General features: G+C 66.1%; 20 protein-coding genes. 6 read left to right on the top strand and 14 right to left on the bottom strand.

The window, feature by feature from the left end:
* The first annotated feature begins 4 nt into the window (after nucleotides 1-4).
* From C816_RS12440 to C816_RS25665, 4 genes are all read left to right on the top strand, one after another.
* Entirely contained in the window at nucleotides 5-505 is a 501-nt protein-coding gene (locus tag C816_RS12440; RefSeq protein WP_016322745.1) for a deoxycytidylate deaminase, read from the top strand.
* A 40-nt stretch (nucleotides 506-545) separates the two neighbouring features.
* A complete protein-coding gene (locus C816_RS12435) occupies nucleotides 546-2,837 on the top strand; it encodes a polysaccharide pyruvyl transferase family protein (RefSeq protein WP_016322744.1) in 2,292 nt (763 codons plus the stop codon).
* A 91-nt stretch (nucleotides 2,838-2,928) separates the two neighbouring features.
* Nucleotides 2,929-3,087: a rubredoxin gene (rd, locus tag C816_RS12430; protein ID WP_016322743.1), complete on the top strand. Its 159-nt coding sequence runs from the start codon at nucleotides 2,929-2,931 to the stop codon at nucleotides 3,085-3,087.
* A 121-nt stretch (nucleotides 3,088-3,208) separates the two neighbouring features.
* Entirely contained in the window at nucleotides 3,209-3,313 is a 105-nt protein-coding gene (locus C816_RS25665) for a CatA-like O-acetyltransferase (protein ID WP_371254374.1), read from the top strand.
* A 124-nt stretch (nucleotides 3,314-3,437) separates the two neighbouring features.
* On the opposite strand, the gene C816_RS12425 is transcribed toward C816_RS25665, so the two are convergent.
* From C816_RS12425 to dusB, 4 genes are all read right to left on the bottom strand, one after another.
* Complete coding sequence (locus C816_RS12425; protein WP_016322742.1) at nucleotides 3,438-3,956, bottom strand: QueT transporter family protein; 519 nt, start codon at nucleotides 3,954-3,956, stop codon at nucleotides 3,438-3,440.
* Between the two features lie 239 nt (nucleotides 3,957-4,195).
* Nucleotides 4,196-5,065 carry an anti-sigma factor family protein gene (locus tag C816_RS12420; protein ID WP_016322741.1) on the bottom strand — a complete coding sequence of 290 codons (870 nt, stop codon included), beginning with the start codon at nucleotides 5,063-5,065 and terminating at the stop codon, nucleotides 4,196-4,198.
* Nucleotides 5,062-5,676 (bottom strand): RNA polymerase sigma factor, encoded by a 615-nt coding sequence (locus C816_RS12415; protein ID WP_016322740.1) that lies wholly within the window; start codon nucleotides 5,674-5,676, stop codon nucleotides 5,062-5,064. The genes C816_RS12420 and C816_RS12415 overlap by 4 nt, the downstream gene beginning before the upstream one ends.
* Entirely contained in the window at nucleotides 5,673-6,641 is a 969-nt protein-coding gene (gene dusB, locus C816_RS12410) for a tRNA dihydrouridine synthase DusB (protein ID WP_016322739.1), read from the bottom strand. Before dusB ends, C816_RS12415 begins: the two co-directional genes overlap by 4 nt.
* Nucleotides 6,642-6,947: 306 nt before the next feature.
* Here dusB and C816_RS12405 point away from each other — a divergent pair, with 306 nt between their 5' ends.
* A complete protein-coding gene (locus tag C816_RS12405) occupies nucleotides 6,948-8,990 on the top strand; it encodes a PP2C family serine/threonine-protein phosphatase (protein ID WP_016322738.1) in 2,043 nt (680 codons plus the stop codon).
* An 82-nt stretch (nucleotides 8,991-9,072) separates the two neighbouring features.
* A complete protein-coding gene (locus C816_RS12400; protein ID WP_016322737.1) occupies nucleotides 9,073-9,345 on the top strand; it encodes a hypothetical protein in 273 nt (90 codons plus the stop codon).
* A 143-nt stretch (nucleotides 9,346-9,488) separates the two neighbouring features.
* On the opposite strand, the gene C816_RS12395 is transcribed toward C816_RS12400, so the two are convergent.
* From C816_RS12395 to rimP, 10 genes are all read right to left on the bottom strand, one after another.
* Nucleotides 9,489-9,986 carry a hypothetical protein gene (locus tag C816_RS12395; RefSeq protein WP_016322736.1) on the bottom strand — a complete coding sequence of 166 codons (498 nt, stop codon included), beginning with the start codon at nucleotides 9,984-9,986 and terminating at the stop codon, nucleotides 9,489-9,491.
* Nucleotides 9,987-10,075: 89 nt separating this feature from the next.
* Nucleotides 10,076-10,978, bottom strand: a complete 903-nt coding sequence (gene ribF / locus C816_RS12390) for a riboflavin biosynthesis protein RibF (protein ID WP_242832194.1) — start codon at nucleotides 10,976-10,978, stop codon at nucleotides 10,076-10,078.
* An 8-nt stretch (nucleotides 10,979-10,986) separates the two neighbouring features.
* Nucleotides 10,987-11,853, bottom strand: a complete 867-nt coding sequence (gene truB, locus C816_RS12385; RefSeq protein WP_040655495.1) for a tRNA pseudouridine(55) synthase TruB — start codon at nucleotides 11,851-11,853, stop codon at nucleotides 10,987-10,989.
* 68 nt (nucleotides 11,854-11,921) lie between these two features.
* Nucleotides 11,922-12,881 (bottom strand): DHH family phosphoesterase, encoded by a 960-nt coding sequence (locus C816_RS12380; protein WP_016322733.1) that lies wholly within the window; start codon nucleotides 12,879-12,881, stop codon nucleotides 11,922-11,924.
* 3 nt (nucleotides 12,882-12,884) lie between these two features.
* On the bottom strand, nucleotides 12,885-13,265 hold the full coding sequence (rbfA, locus tag C816_RS12375) for a 30S ribosome-binding factor RbfA (RefSeq protein WP_016322732.1): 381 nt from the start codon (nucleotides 13,263-13,265) through the stop codon (nucleotides 12,885-12,887).
* Nucleotides 13,266-13,413: 148 nt separating this feature from the next.
* Entirely contained in the window at nucleotides 13,414-15,954 is a 2,541-nt protein-coding gene (gene infB / locus C816_RS12370) for a translation initiation factor IF-2 (protein WP_016322731.1), read from the bottom strand.
* Between the two features lie 90 nt (nucleotides 15,955-16,044).
* Entirely contained in the window at nucleotides 16,045-16,650 is a 606-nt protein-coding gene (locus C816_RS21875; protein ID WP_016322730.1) for a L7Ae/L30e/S12e/Gadd45 family ribosomal protein, read from the bottom strand.
* Complete coding sequence (gene rnpM / locus C816_RS12360; protein WP_016322729.1) at nucleotides 16,640-16,918, bottom strand: RNase P modulator RnpM; 279 nt, start codon at nucleotides 16,916-16,918, stop codon at nucleotides 16,640-16,642. The genes C816_RS21875 and rnpM overlap by 11 nt, the downstream gene beginning before the upstream one ends.
* Before the next feature lie 106 nt (nucleotides 16,919-17,024).
* On the bottom strand, nucleotides 17,025-18,257 hold the full coding sequence (nusA, locus tag C816_RS12355; RefSeq protein WP_016322728.1) for a transcription termination factor NusA: 1,233 nt from the start codon (nucleotides 18,255-18,257) through the stop codon (nucleotides 17,025-17,027).
* A 75-nt stretch (nucleotides 18,258-18,332) separates the two neighbouring features.
* Nucleotides 18,333-18,794, bottom strand: coding sequence for a ribosome maturation factor RimP (gene rimP / locus C816_RS12350; RefSeq protein ID WP_016322727.1), 462 nt, complete (start codon nucleotides 18,792-18,794; stop codon nucleotides 18,333-18,335).
* Nucleotides 18,795-18,979: the final 185 nt, after the last annotated feature.

The following is an 18,979-nucleotide window of genomic DNA, read 5'->3' as shown; positions in this document are numbered from 1 at the left end:
GTCCATGAAGCGCATCAGCAAGGAAAACTACTATCTGGACATTGCGGAGACCGTGCTGGAGCGGGCCACCTGCCTGCGCCGGGTCTACGGGGCCATCATCGTGAAAAATGACGAGATCATCGCCACCGGCTACAACGGCGCCCCCCGGGGCCGGGCCAACTGCGTGGACCTGGGCTACTGCTCCCGGGAGGCCATGCGGGTGCCCCGGGGCGAGCGGTACGAGCTGTGCCGCAGCGTTCACGCCGAGGCCAATGCCATCATCTCCGCCGCCCGGCGGGACACCGTGGGGGGCACGCTGTACCTGGTGGGCCGGGACGCCCAAACCGGCGCGCTCCTCTCCGACGCCACCTCCTGCTCCATGTGCCGCAGGCTTGTGATTAACGCGGGGCTGGAGAAGGTGGTCATCCGCCGCACGGAGACTGAATTTGAGGTGGTGGACGTGGAGGACTGGATCGCCGAGGACGACCTTCTGGTTCCTCCGGAGGAGGTCCCGGACCTGCCCTGAAAGCGCGGACGCGCCATATAAAAGAAAGGAAGTCTTGGCCTTGAAAACAGGACTTGTCACCTTCTACCACATCCACCACTACGGGGCTCTGCTCCAGGCGGCGGCCACGCAGCGGGCGGTGGAGTCCCTGGGCGGAGCGTGTGAGATCATCGACTACTACGTCAACCAGAACAACGACCTCTTCCGCGCCCCCACCGGGCTTGGCTCCGCCGCGGCGGACGCCCACACGGCCCTCCATTACAAGCCCCTGAAAACCCGCTACGCGCGGTTCGAGGACTTCTCCCGCCGCTGGCTCCGCATCTCCCCCCACCGGTTCGAGAGCTTTGAGGAGCTGCGCGCGGCGGAGCTGCCCTACGACCTGATCCTCTCCGGCAGCGACCAGATCTGGAACCCCGCCATCTTTCCGGACGGGCGGTTTGACCCGGTTTTTTTCGGCGCGTTCTCAAACCGGCGGAAGATCGCCTACGCCCCCTCCTTCGGCGTTCCCCGGATTCCCGAGGGGATGGAGGCGGAGCTGCGGGGCTATTTGGAGCAGTTCTCCCACCTCTCCGTCCGGGAGAGCCAGGGGGCGGCCATTGTCCGCCGAGTCGCCGGGCGGGAGCCGGCCCTGGTGCTGGACCCCACGCTGCTGCCCACCCGGGAGGACTGGGCTGCCATGGCGGCGGAACACAGCGAAAAGGGCTACATTCTCTGCTACTGCATCAGCGCCCCCGGCCCGCTGGAGCCCTACATCCGCCGTCTGGCGGCGGAGACGGGCCTGCCGGTGGTCCAGCTGTGCGGCGCGCGGCGGAAGGTCCACCCAAAGGCCAAATGCGTGCTAGACGCCGGACCGGCGGAGTTTCTGGGCCTCTTCCGGGACGCCAGCTATGTCTGCACCAACTCCTTCCACGGGACGGTGTTCTCCGTCCAGTTCCAAAAGCCCTTCTTCACCGCCGTCTCTCCCCGGGAGCTGGCCGCGCCGGAGACCTCCCGGACCTTCAGCCTCCTGAGCCGTCTGGGGCTGACGGAGCGGATCGTGGGCAAGGGCGACGCCGCGGATTTCAAAGCCCCCATTGACTGGCTGTCGGCGGAGGCCCGCCTCCAGGCGGCCCGGCAGTCCTCCCTGCGCTATCTGGAGGCTGCCCTGCGGGACGAGGATTTCAGGGAACCCCCCGCTCCGGCGGCGGAGCAGGGCCCGCCCCGCCTGGCGGATCATACCCGCTGCACCGGCTGCACCGCCTGCGCCGCCGTCTGCCCCAGGGACGCCGTGGCCATGAAGCGGGACCGGGAGGGCTTTGCCCGCCCGGCGGTGGACCTGGACAAATGCATCCGCTGCGGCCGCTGCACCGCCGTCTGTCCCATTCTCCACCCCCAGGAGCGGACGCCCCTGCCGGCGGCCTTCGCCGCCTGGAACCAGGATGACGCCATCCGCCGGGACTCCACCTCCGGCGGCGTGTTCACCGCCCTGGCGGAATACGTGCTGGAGGGGGGCGGCGTGGTGTTCGGCGCGGCCTTTGACAGCCGGCAGCACCTGCGCCACACGGTGTGCTTCCGCAAGGAGGAGCTGTGGCGCATGCGGGGCGCAAAATACGTGCAGAGCGACCTGGAGGGAACCTTCCCCATGGTGAAGGAGTGCCTGGAGAGCCGCCAGGTGCTCTTCTCCGGCACGCCCTGTCAGGTGGACGGCCTTTACCGCTATCTGGGGGGCCGTCCGGAGAATCTGACCACCTGCGACCTGGTGTGCCACGGGGTGCCCTCCCCCGGCGTGTGGGAGGACACGGCCCGGTACATCGAGCGGCGGAAGGGCAAGGGCCTCCAGGCGGTGCGCTTTCGCAACAAGGTCACCGGCTGGAAGGACAGCCACTTCACCGCCGTCTACGACGACGGCTCTGTGGACTCCGCCCCGCTGTTCCGCACGGAGTACGGCCGGGCCTTCGGGCGGGCGCTGTTCCTGCGGCCCAGCTGCTACCGCTGCCCCTACGCCTCCATGACCCGCCCCGGGGACTTCACCCTGGGGGACTTCTGGGGCCTGGGGCCCGACGAGCTGCCGGAGCAGCAGGGAAAAGGCATCAGCCTCCTGCTGGTGAACACGGCCCACGGCAGCCATCTCTTCGACCAGCTCCCTCTGAGCCGGCAGGCCTTCCCTGTGGAGCGGGCCATCGCCGGAAACCCCCGGCTGGCCTCCCCCACGGCCTGCCCTGCGGACCGGGCGGCCTTCTTCGCCGCCTACGCCCTGGAGCCCTTCGATGCGGTGCGCAAGCGGTTTTTCACCCTGCCGCCCCTGCCGGTGCGGGCCGTGGGAACCCTGCTGTCGCCGGAGCTGAAGGCAAAGCTGCGGAAAAAACTGCGATAGTTGGCAAAATGTTGCAAATGCAATTGTGGTTAATGGAAGAACTCTGTTATATAATAGGAAAATCCCATTGTTGATAAAAGGAGCGTTTATTATGAAAAAGTACGAGTGCGAGCCCTGCGGCTATATCTACGACGAGGCGGCCGGCGACCCGGATAACGGCATCGCCCCCGGCACCAAGTGGGAGGACCTGCCGGAGGACTGGGTGTGCCCCATCTGCGGCCTGGGCAAGGACGTCTTCAAAGAGGTGTAAAACGCCTCTTTCCGGACAGCACTGAGGAAGGCGGGGTCCGCTGAGAAGCAACTGCTTTTCAGCGAACCCCGCCTTATAATAATCCGAGAAGCGGAAAAAATTGGGAAAGAGCTAAGGACACATGGCATTCACCCTGATTGATTTGGAAACCTGGGAACGCAGAGAGTTTTACCTGCATTATATCATTGAGGTGAGATGCGCCCTATTCAGCGACTGTCAATCTTGATATAACGAGCCTGGGCCTTGTTTGAAAAATGGCCTAAAAGGACCTGGCAGCCCGTTGCGCTCTGCCAGGTCCCTCATCTCTTTATGTCGTTCCGCTCCCAACGAAACGCGTTCTTTCCAGGTTTTCAGTTCTGCGCCTGCCGGGCGGAGCGGCCCCGCAGAGCCGGCACCTGATCCAGCACCCGCAGCAGCAGCGTGCCCAGAACAAAGCACACCAGCGCCTCCCCCAGTCCCACGGTGACGGCGTTCATGGCAAAGGCGGGAAGGAAGGCCGCGCCGTCCAGGGTGGAAAAATAGGCGATCTCCGCCCCCACGATCAGCGCGTTGCAGACCACCGGCGGCACCGCCGCCAGATACCGGTTGTGCATTCTGGATGTCCACAGGGCCGCCAGCAGCGTCGCTAGCGTGCCGAAAATCCAGTCCAGCACATAGGGGGAGCCCAGCAAATTTGCCAGGAAGCACCCCACCGCCAGGCCGGGGATGGCCTCCGGGAACAGGAAGGGCAGCAGGGTCATGGCCTCCGCCACCCGGAACTGGACGGGGCCGTACTGGGGGATGGGCAGGAGCAGGGTCAATCCGGCGTAGGCGGCGGCCATGACGGCCGCCAGGGTCAGGCGGTGGACGGAAATGCGGGATTTGGACATGAAAAAAGACCTCCTTTTGACAGTGTGGAGGCCCGCAGACGCGGAAAATACCCGAGGTAAGGCCCGGGCGGCCTCCATTTTTTTGTTTAGAGAACGATGCCCCATCTGGTACATCGAACGAACGCCCAGGCCGGGGCCCGAACGCTTGGACAGGGAGATGGCACCTGTCAAAAGGTATCATACCACAGCGCCGCCCAAAAGAAAAGGGGGAACCGCACAAATCTGCGGTTCCCTCTTCCCTATTCTTCCGTCACATACACCAGATCATACCCCTCGGGGAGGTACTCCGTCTCTGCCGTCTCTTCCGGCGGAACGACGCCCCGCTCCGCCAGGGTCTCCAGCAGGGCGTCAAAGTCCCCGCCGGACAGCTGGTAGCAGCGGATGCCGTCCTCCCCCGTGGTATAGGGCAGGTCCGCCAGCAGCTCTCCGGCCTGGGCCGCCGTCAGGCGGATGGCCCGGCACTTACACACATACAGCGCCTCAGCGGCGCCGGAGATCTTCGCCGTCTTCCCCTCCCCCGGCTGCAGAGCGGCCCCGTCCGGCAGGCCGCTGCCAAGAGGGGCGGAAGGGCCGTCCTGGGAGGCGGTGGGCGCCTCCGTAATCATTCGGGGCGCCGGTGCGGACTCGGCATCCGCCTCCGCGGGAAGGTCGTCAGCCGCCTCCATATGCGGGGCGGCGCCCACAAGGCCGTACTGCCCGCCGCTTTCGGCGGCGTCCATGGCGGCGGGGGCGGCGGTGCTGCCATCAGCCGGAAGTGCGCTCCCGCCGCCCGGCATGCTCCGCAGCACCAAAACCATCGCAAAGCAGGCCGCCAGGGGCAGGAGAATTTTTTTCCAGTGCACATGCCGCCGGGCATTGGGCGGGGCCTTCTCCGCTTTTGCGGCCTCCAGCTCCCGGACGGCAGCCATGACGCCTTCGGCAAACCCCTCCGGCACCGCCGTTTCCTCCGCCTCCGGGAAGGCGGCCCGGATGGCCAGGGCGGCGTCCGCATAGCTCCGGCAGCCGGGACAGCGCTCCAGGTGCGCCCGTACCCGACCGGCCTCCTCCACGGACAGCTCCCCGTCCACATACGGGTCCAGCAGGGCCGCGAATTTCTCACAGTATTTCATTGGCAGCCCTCCTCTTCTGCTTCTTTAGACGGCGTCCGGCCGGAAAAGTTCCCGCTCTCCAGCAAAAATTTTCCCAGCCGCTTCCGCCCCCGGCTGATGCGGGATTTCACCGTCCCCGGGTCCAGGGACAGGGTCTGCCCGATCTCCTCATAGCTCAGCTGATGCATCTCCCGCAGGACCAGCACCTGCCGGTACTCCGCCGGCAGCTCCCGAAGCCCGCTTTCGATCTGACGCCGCAGCTCCGCCCGCTCCGCCGCCTCCTGGGGCGTGGGGGCGGGGTCCACCGCGTCCAGATTCAGCTCTTCGTCGTCCAGCGAGGGTCCCGCGGCGGCGCGGTGCCGCCCCTCCCGGCGCAGCAGGTCCACACAGGCGTTGGACGCCAGGCGGTACAGCCAGGTGGAGAAGCTGGCCTCGCCCCGAAAGGACTCCAGCCCCTGCCAGGCCGCCAGAAAGGCCTCCTGGGCGGCCTCAGCCCCATCCTCCGGATTGCCGCACATTCGAAATGTCAGCGCCAGGACCCGCTTCTCATAGGCCCGCACCAGATGTTCAAAGGCCTCCTGGTTTCCTCGGCGGGCGGCCTCCACCCATTGCCGTTCCTGTAAAGCGTTCATTTCAAATCCCGTTTGATCCCCCTTGTCACCCGGCAGACGTCCTCCAGGGTATTCATCTGTACGATCTGCTCCTTGTAATACCCCGAGTGGGGCACGCCCTTGAGATACCAGCAGTAGTGCCGCCGGGCCTCCAGCACGGCCACCCGCTCCCCTTTGATCTCCGCCGCCAGCTCAAACTGCCGCACGGCGGTGTCACACCGCTCCGCAAGGGGCGGCAGGGGCGGAATGGGCTTCCCCGCCAGGGCGGCGGCGGCCTGGCGGAAGATCCAGGGATTGCCGAAGCATCCCCGGCCGATCATGGCCCCGTCGGCCCCGGTGTGCCGCAGAATGCGGACGGCGTCCTCCGGCTTCCAGATGTCGCCGTTGGCAAAGACGGGGACGGAGACCGCCTCCTTCACCTGCCGGATGCAGTTCCAGTCCGCCTGCCCGCCGTAGACCTGGGCCCGGGTCCGCCCGTGGACCGCCACGGCAGAGACGCCCGCCTGCTCCAGAATTTGGGCGAACTCCACACAGTTGCAGCTGCCCATGTCCCAGCCCCGGCGAAACTTGGCGGTAACGGGCACAGGCACGGCCCGCACCACCGCCTCCACAATGCGGCCGGCCCTCTCCGGGTCGCGCATCAGCGCCGCGCCGTCGCCGTTGTTCACGACCTTCCCCATGGGACAGCCCATGTTGATGTCAATGATGTCCGCCCCAGAGGCCTCCAGGGCAATCTGGGCCGCCTCCGCCATGCACGCCGGGTCGCTGCCGAAGATCTGCACGGCGGCGGGGTGCTCTCCGGGGAACTGCCGCAGGAGGGAGAAGGTCTTTTTGTCGTGATAGCACAGCGCCCTGGAGGAGATGAGCTCCGTGACCGTATAGCCCGCGCCCTGCTCCGCGCAAATCCGGCGGAAGGCGGCGTCCGTCACCCCCGCCATCGGGGCCAGGGCCAGCTGTGAGGGGACGTCTACTGTTCCAATACGCATAGGGCGGCCTCCCTTTCTCTTTTATCTTATCAAAAATACCATTCTTATGGGGAAATGTCAAATGACAAGGGGTGGATTTCAGCCATGATGATGGCTGAAATCCACCCCGCCCGTCAGGGCGAGAAAAAACCTCCCCCGCCAGAAGGGCGGTACACCCCCGTCCGCGCCCGAGGCACGAAATCCCCCGCCCCCCCGCAGGGGCCCCCATTTCCCCAACGGGAAATTCAAAAAAAACTTTTCCCGACGGGATTCTCCCCCTCCAAAGGGTAAACTGGTGGAAAACCATAATTTTTGGAGGGACAAGCTGTGAGATACGGTCAAATCACTCTTCGGCGGCAGCCGCCGGCGTACCTGCTGTCCTGGGGAATTCGCTTCTTCCTGGCGGCGGCTCTGACCGCCAGTCAGACCCCGGACGGCCACGCCCCCTTTGCCCTGGGCTGTATCGCGGCGGCGGGCCCCGGAGGCGAGGGAATCGCCGCTCTGGCTGGCGCCGGGGTGGGCGCGGCGCTGTTTCTGGAGTTCGGCGACGCCCTGCCCTTTCTGGCGGCGGGCATCCTGATCCTCACCGCCTCAGCCACCTTTCGGGGGACCGCCCTGTGGAGGCGGCCGCTGTTCATGCCCCTGGCGTCTTCCGCGCTCTTCGCCGCGGTGGGAGGAATCTACGTCATCCAGTCCCTGGCTCCCGCAGAGCATCTGGCACCCTACATAGCCGCCGCCGCGCTGACAGGGGTGTCCGCCTGGTTTTTCCGCCCCCTTCTGCGGCCGGCGGGGGACCGGCCGGCTCCGGAGAGCCTGCTGTTCCTGGCGGCGGCTCTGCTGACCGCCGTCAGCGACCTCACGATCTCCGGCGTCTCCGTGGGACGGGCTCTGCTGTGTCTGCTGCTGGCCTACACCGCCTATGAGAAGGGGCCCGCGGCGGGGGCCGCCGCCGGCCTGGGAGCCGGATTGACGGCGGACCTCTGCGCCGGGACAGGAGGCGTGCTGTTTGCCGCCGCCTATGGTCTCGGCGGTCTTTTGGCCGGCAGCCGCCTCCCCGGGGGGCGGGCTGCGGCGGGACTGGCCTTCTTCGTCTCCTCCATTGCGGCTCTGCTGCCGGCCCGGACGCCCCTGGCGGGACCGCTGCTGTTGGAGTCCTCCCTCGGGACGGCTCTCTTTCTGCTGCTGCCGGGGCGGCTCTTCGGCGGGAAGCGGGTGCGGCGGGCGGAGAGCGCGGAGACCGCCGCCGCGTCCGGCGGACGGCTGAAGGACCAGCTGAACCGGGCGGCAGCGGCCCTGCGGGAGCTCTACGACAGCATGGGCCGCACGCCCCCGTCCACCGACGAGAACCCTGCCATCGTCTTCGACCGGGCGGCGGAGAAGGTCTGCCGGGGCTGCGCCCTGTGCGACCTCTGCTGGCAGAAGGAGTACACCGGCACCTTCAACGCCTTCAACGACGCCACCCCCTACCTGCTGGAGCGGGGCCGGGCCCTGCCCAAGGACTTCCCCGCCCACTTCACCGGGCGCTGCATCCACCTGCCGGACTTTTTGACCGCCATCAACGGGGAGCTGTCCGCCTTTCTTTTGCGGCGGCAGTACCGCCGCCAGCTGGAGGAGACCCGCCGCAGCGCCAAGGGGCAGTACGCCCAGCTCTCCGAGCTGCTGACCGCCACCGCCGCGGGGCTTGGAGAGACCGTGACGGCGGCGGGAGCCGCTCCCCCCTGCCAGGTGGGCGCGGCCCTGCGGCCCCGGGACGGGGAGACGGTCTGCGGGGACACGGTGGTGTCCTTCCGGCGGGAGGACGGCCTCTGGTGCCTCCTGCTGGCCGACGGCATGGGCAGCGGCGAGGCCGCCCGGAAGGAGTCCTCCCTGATCTGCCGCCTGCTGCGCCAGTTCCTGGAGGCCGGAGTGGAGCCGGAGGCGGCCCTCAAGACGCTGAACTCCGCCATGGCCCTCCGGGGGGCGGAGACCGGCAGCTTCACCACCATTGACCTGTGCACCTGCGACCCCGCCACCGGGGAGACGGCCTTTTACAAATTCGGCGCGGCACCCAGCTACCTGAAAAAGGGGGGCGTGGTCCGGCGGGTCACCGGCGGCACCCTGCCAGCGGGTCTCCGGGGCGCCCCGGCAGCGCCGGATGTGACCAGGGTGAGCCTGGACCCCGGCGGCTTCGCGGTGATGATCAGCGACGGCGTGGCGGACCCGGGCCGGGACGAGTGGCTCCAGGACCTGCTGGCCGGCTGGGAGGGGGAGGACCCCCAGACCCTGGCGGGGCTGATTTTGTCGGAGAGCATCCGCCGGGAGCGTCTCCAGGACGACTGCGGCATCCAGGTGCTCTACCGGCCCAGGGAGGGCGCGGCAAAAAAGGTGTAATCCGGCGCAAGGCAGTATAAAATTTCCCGCTCTGCGGAAAAATGGAAGTATCTCAAATGGTTAGTTGGAGGCATGGAGGAACATGGTAAAAGGTATTTCCAGGCGGGTCGTGGTGGTGGATTCCCCGGACCAGCGGTTTTTTGAGCAGGCGATCTTCATTGTGCGCAACGACGCCGCCGGGGAGGGCGTCACCTCCCGGGAGCTGGTGGAGGAGGCCAAGCGGGTGGCCCGCAGCTACGCTGGCAGCGGTCACGGACGGCTGAGCCGGGCCTGGCGGGACCTGAGCCCGGCGCTGTACACCCTGATGGGGGCGGCGGGCATCGGCCTTGTGTGGCTGGTTGTGGCGCTGATCTGAAAAAAACTATATACACCGCCGAAAAGGCAACGTCCCGCGCAGGCCAGCATAGCCTGCGCGGGGCGTTTTTACTATGTGCCATGATATGTACAGCGGAGTTATCCGTTAGAAGGCAGACTGGGGCCCGTTGCGCCCGCTCCCGATCAGACGTCAAAGCCCGCCGCCAGATAGCAGGGTGTTCCATCCTCCGCTCTCATTTCCAGTACCAGCCGATAGTTCCCTCTCTCCAGGCGGGTGCCATAGTGGCCATATTTTTGGACCATGCTCCCCTGAAAAGTGCTGGTTTGCCCGCCCAGCGAGAACTCCAGCGGATTGTAGGGAAGATTCTCCTGCGAACGTGCCAAACGATACCACTGTCCGTCAACACAGCGCTCCAGATATTCAAAACAAGGCACGTCGCTGACGAAGACGTAGATCTCCTCGGACTCCGCCGATACGGACCACTGAATTGTGTATCCCGTGAAGGGAGACCATGACGGCTCCCCGATGGTAAGTTCAAAGCCCTCGACCTGATTGACGGGATATGAGACAGGTTCCTCCAGTGCGGGCCAGTCTGCCGTGGCCCATAGGATCAGCCTCACTCCACCAATGCAAAAGCCGGCGCAAAGCAGCAGAATCAGCCACCTCCGGTGCCGTTTCACAGCGCTTCCCCCCTTTCAAAGCAGAATACCCGCTGGGAGGCACACGCCTCCGATTTGAATCTGTATTCTTTACCGTGCTGTTTCCCGCCTTACACGGGATTCTCCTCAAAATACCGCCGGGTGGTCTCCGCGTCGGCGGCAATCCGGGCCCGCAGGGCGTCCAGAGAGTCAAAGCGCATCTCGTCCCGCAGGTGCCGGTAGAACTCCAGGCGCAGCGTCTGTCCGTACAAATCCCCCTGGAAGTCCAGGATGCAGGCCTCCACAGTGACGTCCGCGCCGTTGTCCAATGTGGGCCGGGTGCCCACGTTGGTGACGGCGGCGTAGTGCTCCCCATCGGGAAGATAGACCCGGGTGACGTAGACCCCGTGGCTGGGCACCAGCACATGGGGCGGGATCACCAGGTTGGCGGTGGGAAACAGCCGGGTCGATCCCACGCCCCGCCCGTGGCGGACGGCTCCCGTCAGGGTGTGGGGGTGGCCCAGGAATTGGGCGGCACGCTCCGTCTGTCCCAGCTCCAGAAGGCGGCGGATGTAGGTGGAGCTGACGGTGAGACCGCCGATCTCCACCTTGGGAATGATGTCGCACCCCAGCCCCAGCTGGGCGCACTTCTCCCGCAGAAGCTCCGGCGTCCCCTGGTTTTTGTGGCCGAAACGGTGGTCGTGGCCCGCCACCAGATGGACGGCGTGGTACCGCCCCACCAGGATCTCCGTGATGAAGTCCTCCCAGCCGGTGGTCATCATCTCGCGGTCAAAGGGGGCCATGATGACCTCCCGAATGCCGTACAGCCGGCTCACCAGCTCCCGGCGGTCCTCCGGGGAGTTAATCAGGGGACAGGGCACCCCGGTGACCACCTCCTTGGGCGGGCGGTCAAAGGTGAACACGGCGGGAACCGCCCCCCGCTCTGCGGCGGCCTCCGCGGCCCGGCGCAGCAGCGCCCCGTGGCCCAGATGGACCCCGTCAAAAAAGCCCAGGGCTATCACTCGTTCCTTCATGGACATGGTTACGCTCCAAAAAAGTTTTTGATGGCGGTCACTTCACCGCCGGCGGCCCTGGACAGGCAGAGAAACGCCCCCTCCCGCCCGTAGACCCGGTAGGTACCGTCGGCCAGTCCCCTCTCGGTGAAGCCGCCGCCGCTGCAAACCCGCCGCTCCACCCCCGCGGAGCGGACCGTCAGGGCCGGATATTGGGCGAACAGGCTGTCCACGGGCCGCAGCAGCGCCTCGCCCCGCTCCTGGACATCCTCAATGGTCACGGCCTCCGCCAGGGTGAACTCCGCCGCCATGGCGCGGCGGAGCTCGTACATGGCGCCGCCGCAGCCCAGGACCTGCCCGATGTCGTGGCAGAGGGTGCGGATGTACGTGCCCTTGGAGCAGACACAGCGGAGGCGGTAATCCGTCTCCCCCGCCTGCTCCAGCAGCTCCAGGGCGTGAATGGTCACGGGCCGGGGCTTTCGCTCCACCTCCCGGCCCTTCCGGGCCAGCTCATAGAGCTTCTTCCCCTGCACCTTTACGGCGGAGTACATGGGGGGTATCTGCTGAATCTCCCCCCGAAAGCGGTCCAGCGCAGCCTCCAGCTCCTGCCGGGAGACTGTGACCGGGCGGGCCTCCAGCGTCTCGCCGGTGGTGTCCTGGGTGTCGGTGACGAGGCCCAGCCGCAGCCCGGCGATATACTCCTTGCGGCTGTTCTCCGCGAACTCCACGGCCTTGGTGGCCTGCCCCACAAACACCGGCAGCACGCCGGTGGCCATGGGGTCCAGGGTCCCGCCGTGGCCCACCCGCTTCTCATGGAGAATTCCCCGAATCTTGGCGCACACGTCCATGGAGGTCCACCCGGCGGGCTTGTCGATCACTAAAATTCCACTTGCCATAGCATCTATGGGAAATCCGGCAGGGCGCTTCACGTCTCTCCCCGGTCCGTCCTCCCAGCTCCTCACTCCTAATCTGCGGAAAAGTCCGGCGCCACCTGGGCTACCGCATCCAGAATCCGCCGTTTGGCCTCCGCCCAGGGGGCCTCCACGGTGCAGCCCGCCGCCGCCGCGTGGCCGCCGCCGCCTAAGATGCCGCAGGCACGGGTCGCGTTGACCCGGTCCCCGGTGCGCAGGGACAGCTTCCACACGTCCGGCCGCAGCTCCCGCATGGTGACGGCGCAGTCCACTCCTTGGATCTGGCCCCCCAGGGCGGACAGATCCTCGGCGTCGCTCTCTGCGGCCTGGAACTTCTCCATCAAAGCCAGCGGCACGGAGAGGACCGCCACCCGGTCCCGGTCGTAGAACTCGCAGGCGCTCAGCATGGCCCCCTCCAGCTGCATCCGCTTCCGGGTCTTGGTGCGGAAGAACACCTTGTTCACGGTCCGGCAGTCAATGCCCATCTCCATCAGCGCCGCCGCCACCCGGTGGGTCTCCGCGGTGGTGTTTGCGTAGGCAAAGCAGCCGGTGTCCGTGGAGACCGCCACATACAGCGGCAGGGCGATTTCCGGCGTGATGGGCCCCAGCTCCTGCAAAACGTCATACAGCAGCTCCCCGCAGGCGGCGGCCTCCGCCCGGAGGAGATTGGCCCGGCCGAAGCCCTCGAAGGAGGGGTGGTGATCTATGGCCAGGTCCACCCGGTCCCGGTACGTTTCGGCATTTTCCGGCAGGAGACTCAGCGCGGCGATGTCCGTGGAGACCACCTTCTCCGGCGCGAAGTCCGCCGGGGCGGCGTAGGGGGCGAAATAGGGCGCCGTGGTATCCGTCAGGCCGGGATTGGGCAAAAGATAAGCCGTCCTGCCCAGCGCCCGGAGCCCCGCGCACAGCGCGGCGGCACAGCCCACGGTATCCCCGTCCGGACGGACGTGGGTGAGAATCAGCACGTTGTCAAACGTCCGCAGCAGGGCGGCGGTCTCAGAGACTGTCAGCATGGCTCACTCCTCCGTCTCCGGTCCGCCCCGGGCCTCGTCCGCCCGCTCCACCTGGCGCAGGACCTCCAGAATATGGGCGCCGTGCTGGATGGAGTCGTCGCCGATAAACTGCAGCTCCGGGGTATAGCGCAGCTGGAGGGCGCGGCCCAGCTCCCGGCGGAGGAAGCCGGAGGCGGATTTCAGGCCCTTGAGGACGTCCTTCTCCTGAGACTTGTCCAAAACGCTGACGTAGATCCGTGCGTAGCGCAGGTCGCCGGTGGTATCCACACGGGTAATGGAGACCATGCCCACTTGGGAGACGCGGGGGTCCTTCAGACGGCGGAGCTGGTCACTGAGCTCCCGCTGGATCTCCTCGTTGATGCGGCCGATTCGGTTGCTTGACATAAAAATGCCTCCTTTTGGTCCCCTTGGCAGGGGGCGGGGGATTTGTAATTCTTCGGAATCCGCCCTGCGGGGGCGGAATGGGGTCCGCTGCCCTCCGACGGGTAAAAGCCAGGGGCGGCGGCACAGCCGCCGCCCCTATTATGCGCAGTTATTGGGGAATCTCCTCCATGGTATACCCTTCGATAATGTCGCCCTCTTTGATGTCGTTGAACTTCTCAATGGTCATACCGCACTCGTACCCGCTGGCGACCTCCTTTGCGGCGTCCTTGAACCGCTGGAGGGAGGCCAGCTGGCCCTCGTGGATCACGATGCCGTCCCGCACCACGCGGACGGAGCAGGAGCGGACGATCTTGCCGTCCTGGACATAGCAGCCCGCCACGGTGCCCACGCTGGACACCTTGTACGTCTGCCGGATCTCCGCGTGGCCCAGGATGACCTCCCGGAACTTGGGGGCCAGCATGCCCTTCATGGCGGCGGTGATCTCGTCGATACAGTCGTAGATGACCCGGTACATCCGCATATCCACGTTGGCCCGGGCGGCGCTGTCCCGGGCGGCCGCGTCGGGACGGACGTTGAAGCCCACAATGATGGCGCCCGAGGAGGAGGCCAGCATCACGTCCGACTCGCTGACAGCACCCACGCCGCCGTGGATCACCCGGACGTTGACCTCGTCGTTGGAGAGCTTCTCCAAAGAGGCCTTCACCGCCTCCACGCTGCCCTGGACGTCGGCCTTGACGATCAGGGCCAGCTCCTTGCGCTCACCGGCCTGAATCTGGTCGAACAGGTTCTCCAGAGAGACCTTCTGCACCGGAGCCAGGGCCTTGGCCTTCTCCTCGGCCTTGCGCTGCTCCACCAGCGCCCGGGCCATGCGCTCGTCGGCCACGGCGAAGAAGGGGCTTCCGGCGGTGGGGGCCTCGCTGAGGCCCGCGATCTCCACGGGGACGGAGGGTCCGGCCTCGGTGAGGCGGTTGCCCTTATAGTCCAGCATGGTACGGACACGGCCCACGGCGGTGCCGGCAATGATGATGTCGCCCTGCTTCAAGGTGCCGTTTTGCACCAGGAGGGTAGCCACGGGGCCGCGGCCCTTGTCCAGCCGGGCCTCGATCACGGTGCCCTGGCCCGCCCGGTTGGGATTGGCCTTCAGCTCCTGGACCTCCGCCAGCAGCACCAGGTTCTCCAGCAGGTTCTCAATGCCGATGTTCTTTTTGGCGGAGACCTTGCAGCAGATGGTCTCGCCGCCCCAGTCCTCGGGCACCAGGCCGTGCTCGGTCAGCTGCTGCATGACGCGGTCTGGGTTGGCGTTCTCTTTGTCGATCTTGTTCACCGCCACGATGATGGGGATGTCGGCGGCTTTGGCGTGGTTGATGGACTCGATGGTCTGCGGCATGATGCCGTCGTCCGCCGCCACCATCAAGATGGCGATGTCCGTAATCATGGCGCCCCGGGCGCGCATGGAGGTAAACGCCTCATGGCCCGGCGTATCCAGGAAGGTGACGGGCTTGCCGTTCACCTGCACCTGATAGGCGCCAATGTGCTGGGTGATGCCGCCGGCCTCTCCGGCGGCCACGGAGGTGTTGCGGATGGTATCAAGCAAAGAGGTCTTGCCGTGGTCCACGTGGCCCATGACCACCACCACGGGCGCCCGGGACACCAGGTCCTCGGGACGGTCCTCGGTGGCGTCGATGAGCTTTTCCTCAATGGTGACGACCACCTCTTTTTCCACCTTGCAGCCCATCTCTTCCGCCACGAAGGAGGCGGTGTCGAAGTCGATCATCTGGGGCAGGGAGGCCATGATGCCGTTTTTCATCAGCACCTTGACCACCTCCGCGCCGGTTTTCTTCATGCGGCTGGCCAGCTCGCCCACGCTGATCTCGTCAGGAATCTGGACCTTGAGGGGGGCCTTTTTGGCGATCTCCAGCTGGAGGCGGCGCATCTTCTCCGCCTCGTCCTGGCGGCGCTTGTTGGAGAAGGTCATGCCGCCCCGGCGCTGGCCGTTATTGCGGAATTTCTCCTTGCCGCCCCGCTGCTGCTGCATCCGCTCGCCCCGCTGGCCGCCCAGAGTCTCCAGGCGCTCGTCGTACTTGGCCAGGTTCACGTCCCCGCCCTTGCGGGTGTCCACGATCTTCTTCTGGGGCACACGGCTGGCGGGCCGCTGACCGGAAGCCGGCTGCTGACCGGAAGCCGGCTGCTGACCCGAAGCGGACTGCTGGCCCGAAACGGGCTGCTGACCGCCAGCCGGTCTTTGACCGGAGGCGGCGGGTCTCTGTCCCCCGGCCCTCGGCTGCTGACCGCCAGCCGCCCTTTGACCGCCGCCCTGGGGCCGCTGTCCCGGCTGTCCGGGCCTGCCGGAGGCCGCCTGTCCCCTGCCCTGCTGACCGGAAGCCGGCTGCTGACCCGAAGCGGGCTGCTGACCCGAAGCGGCCTGCTGACCGGAAACCGGCTTCTGGGCCTGCTTTTCGGCGGCCTTCTCCTCCGCCTTTTTCTGAACATCGGCAAAGATGTCCTGGATGCTGGAGACCGGATTTTTCTGGGTCAGATAGTCAAAGATCACGGACAGCTCGTGATCCGTCAGGACCTGCATGTGGTTCTTTGGCGCGGCCACATACTTTGTCAGAATTTCGGTGATGGTCTTGGTGGGAAGGCCAAAGTCTTTCGCCACCTCATGGACCCTGTATTTCTCAATACCCAATCAAAACACCTCGTTATGCTCCAACCCGGGGGCTGGGAAATTTTTAGTAAGACGCGGCTCCTTGATCCGGCCCAGGCCGGACGCGGCCGCTCAGCCCTCCCGCTTGCGGAAGGAGCCCTTGCCCTTTTTCACAGGGTGGCTGTGGGCGTAGGGCTTTGCCCTTGCCCCCGGTCCGGGACGGCCTCGGCGGACGGCCGGACGGGGATCGGCTCCCCGGGACGGCGCCGCCCGCCTTTCGGCGGCCTTTTTCGCCGGACGCTCCGGGTTCTTCTTTCGCTTTCCCTGGCGGACGTTCTTCTCATGGGCCAGACGCTCCGCCCTTCTCTCCTCCGCCCGCCGGGCCTTGACCTCCAGCTGGGCGGCGGCCTCTGCGTACCGGGCAGGGTCGCCCTCCGCCAGACGGCGGACCACGGCGTTTGCAAGTCCGGTGTCCGTCACCGCCGTCAGGGCCACGGAGGTGCGGCCCAGCGCCATGCCCAGCTCCTCCTTGGTGAAGGGGGTGCGGAGCCAAAGGCACTGTCCCGCCAGGGCGAAGTGCTCCGCCCGGCGGCGGGTGTTCTCCGCGGCGTCGGCGGCCAGCAGCAGGACCCGGGCGTCTTTGGCCCGGGCGGCGGCCTCCACCGGCTCCTCTCCCACCGCCAGATTGCCGCCCCGGAGGGCCAGCCCCAGCAGGGAGAGAACTCTCTTATTCTCCATCCGCACCTCGCAGTTCCGCCTCCATGGAGTCGTAGACCTCCGGTGGGATGGCTGTCTCAAAGGCCCGCTCCAGGGCCCGGGTCTTCCGGGCCCTCTGGAGGCAGGCAAGACACGGGCACACATAGGCCCCCCGCCCCGGCTTCTTTCCGCCGAAGTCCAGGCTCACCTGACCCTCCGGGGATCTCACCACCCGGAGCAGGGACTTTTTATCCTTCATCTCCCGGCAGCCCACGCACTGCCGCTGGGGAATCTTTTTCACTTTTGGCATAGGGCTGCCTCCAATCAACGGTAAGGTTTTGGCCGGTCTGCCGGTTTCGGGGGAATGGCCCGCACAGGGTGCGCCCCCCACATGGCCGCAGCGGCCGGCAGGGAGTTTATTCCTCGGCGGGCTCCGCAGTTTCCGCGCTCTCCGCGGCCTCCTCGGGGAGCGGCGCTTCCTCGGGGAACGCTTCCGCCTCGGAGAGCAGCTCCTCCTCGGGGAGCGCCTCCTCTTCAGAGAGCGGCTCTTCCTCGGGCTCCTCATAGCTCTCGGGCTTGATGTCGATCTTATACCCCGTCAGGCGGGCGGCCAGACGGGCGTTCTGGCCCTCCTTGCCGATGGCCAGGGACAGCTGGTCGTCCGGCACCACGCAGCGGCAGGCCTTGCCCTCGTCCGCCATCCACACGTCCACCACCTCGGCGGGGGCCAGGGCGGCGGCGATGAACTGGGCGGGGTCCTCGCTCCACTTGATGATGTCGATCTTCTCGCCCCGCAGCTCGTCGACGATCCCGGCCACCCGCTGGCCCTTGGGGCCCACGCAGGCGCCGATGGGGTCCACGTTCTCCTCGTTGGACCACACGGCCATCTTGGTGCGGCTGCCGGCCTCCCGGGCGATGGACTTCACCTCCACGGTGCCGTCGAAAATCTCGGGGACCTCCAGCTCGAAAAGGCGCTTTACAAGGCCCGGATGGGTGCGGGAGATCAGCACCTGGGGACCCCTGGTGGAGCGGCGGACGTCCACCACGTACACCTTGACGTGGGTTCCCTCGGCCATCTCCTCGCCGGGAACCTGCTCGCCGGCCATCAGCAGCGCCTCGGTGGACTCGGTGCCGGTGCCGATGCGCAGGGACACGTTTCCATTCCGGGGGTCCACCCGGGTGACCACGCCGGTGAGGATCTCATGCTGCTTGGAGTTGAACTCGTCGTACACCATGCCCCGCTCGGCCTCCCGCAGGCCCTGGATGATGACCTGCTTGCCGTTTCCCGCGGCGATGCGGCCGAACTCCATCTTGTCCACGGGGATGTTCACCACGTCGCCGATCTCATATCTGGCGGAGATGGCCTTGGCCTCCTCCAGCGTCATCTCGTTGGGGGGGTCCACATAGTCCTCCTCGTCCACCACGTTCTTCTGGACGAACATTTTCAGGTCCTGGTGCTCCTCGTCCACGTCCACGATGACGTTCTCCACGCCCTCATGGTCCCGCTTGTAGGCGGTGGTAATGGCCTGAATGATCTTCTCCATCATAAAGGTCTGGGGAATTCCCCGCTCCTTTTCCAGCAGCTCCAGCGCGGCAAAGATCTCCGCGGGATTCATCCCGGCGGGTTCCTTCTGCTTCTTGCCTCTCATGGCGTGACTCTCCTTTTTACTTGTTCTATATATCGCAGCTTCTCAGTTTTCAAGCATCAGCTCCGGAGGGGCGGCTCAGAACTCCACCCGCAGCCGGACCAGGGCGGTCTCCTTCTTCGGAAAGGACAGCGTCTCCCCTCCCACGGTGACGGAGACGTCCCCGCTGGCCTCGTCGTAGCCCGCCAGGGTGCCGGCGAACTCCTTGCGCCCGTCCCGGGCCCGGTACAGCTTCACCAGCACGGGGCTGCCCATAAAGCGAACGAAATCGGCGGGGCGCTTCAGCGCCCGCTCCGCCCCGGCGGAGCCCACCTCCAGGGTGTAGCTGCCCTCGATGGGGTCCGCCTCGTCCAGCAGGTCCGAGAGCTTCCGGGATACGGACTCGCAGTCCAGAATGTCCACGCCGCCCTCCTTGTCCAGCAGCACCCGCAGGTACCAGGTCCCGGCCTCCTTGACGTACTCCACGTCCCAGAGGGTGCAGCCGCTCTCCGCAATGGCGGGGGCGGCCAGCTCGGCGGTGAGTTCCGTGATCTTCTTCATGGAAGATGGCCTCCATTATCTCGCTGTTTTTTCAAATTTTAGAAACGTGAAAAAGTCCAATAAAAAGAGCGGACCTGAGGTCCACTCTCCACACTACCACATTACTAACATATGTAATATACCACACCTTATGAGAAAACGCAAGCATTTCTTTTACAACTTGCCCATGATTCTGTGATATTTTT

It is taken from the genome of Oscillibacter sp. 1-3, assembly GCF_000403435.2.
Classification (GTDB): domain Bacteria; phylum Bacillota; class Clostridia; order Oscillospirales; family Oscillospiraceae; genus Oscillibacter.
Note: the sequence above shows the minus strand (reverse complement) of the source record. Positions and strands in the feature narration are given on the sequence as shown.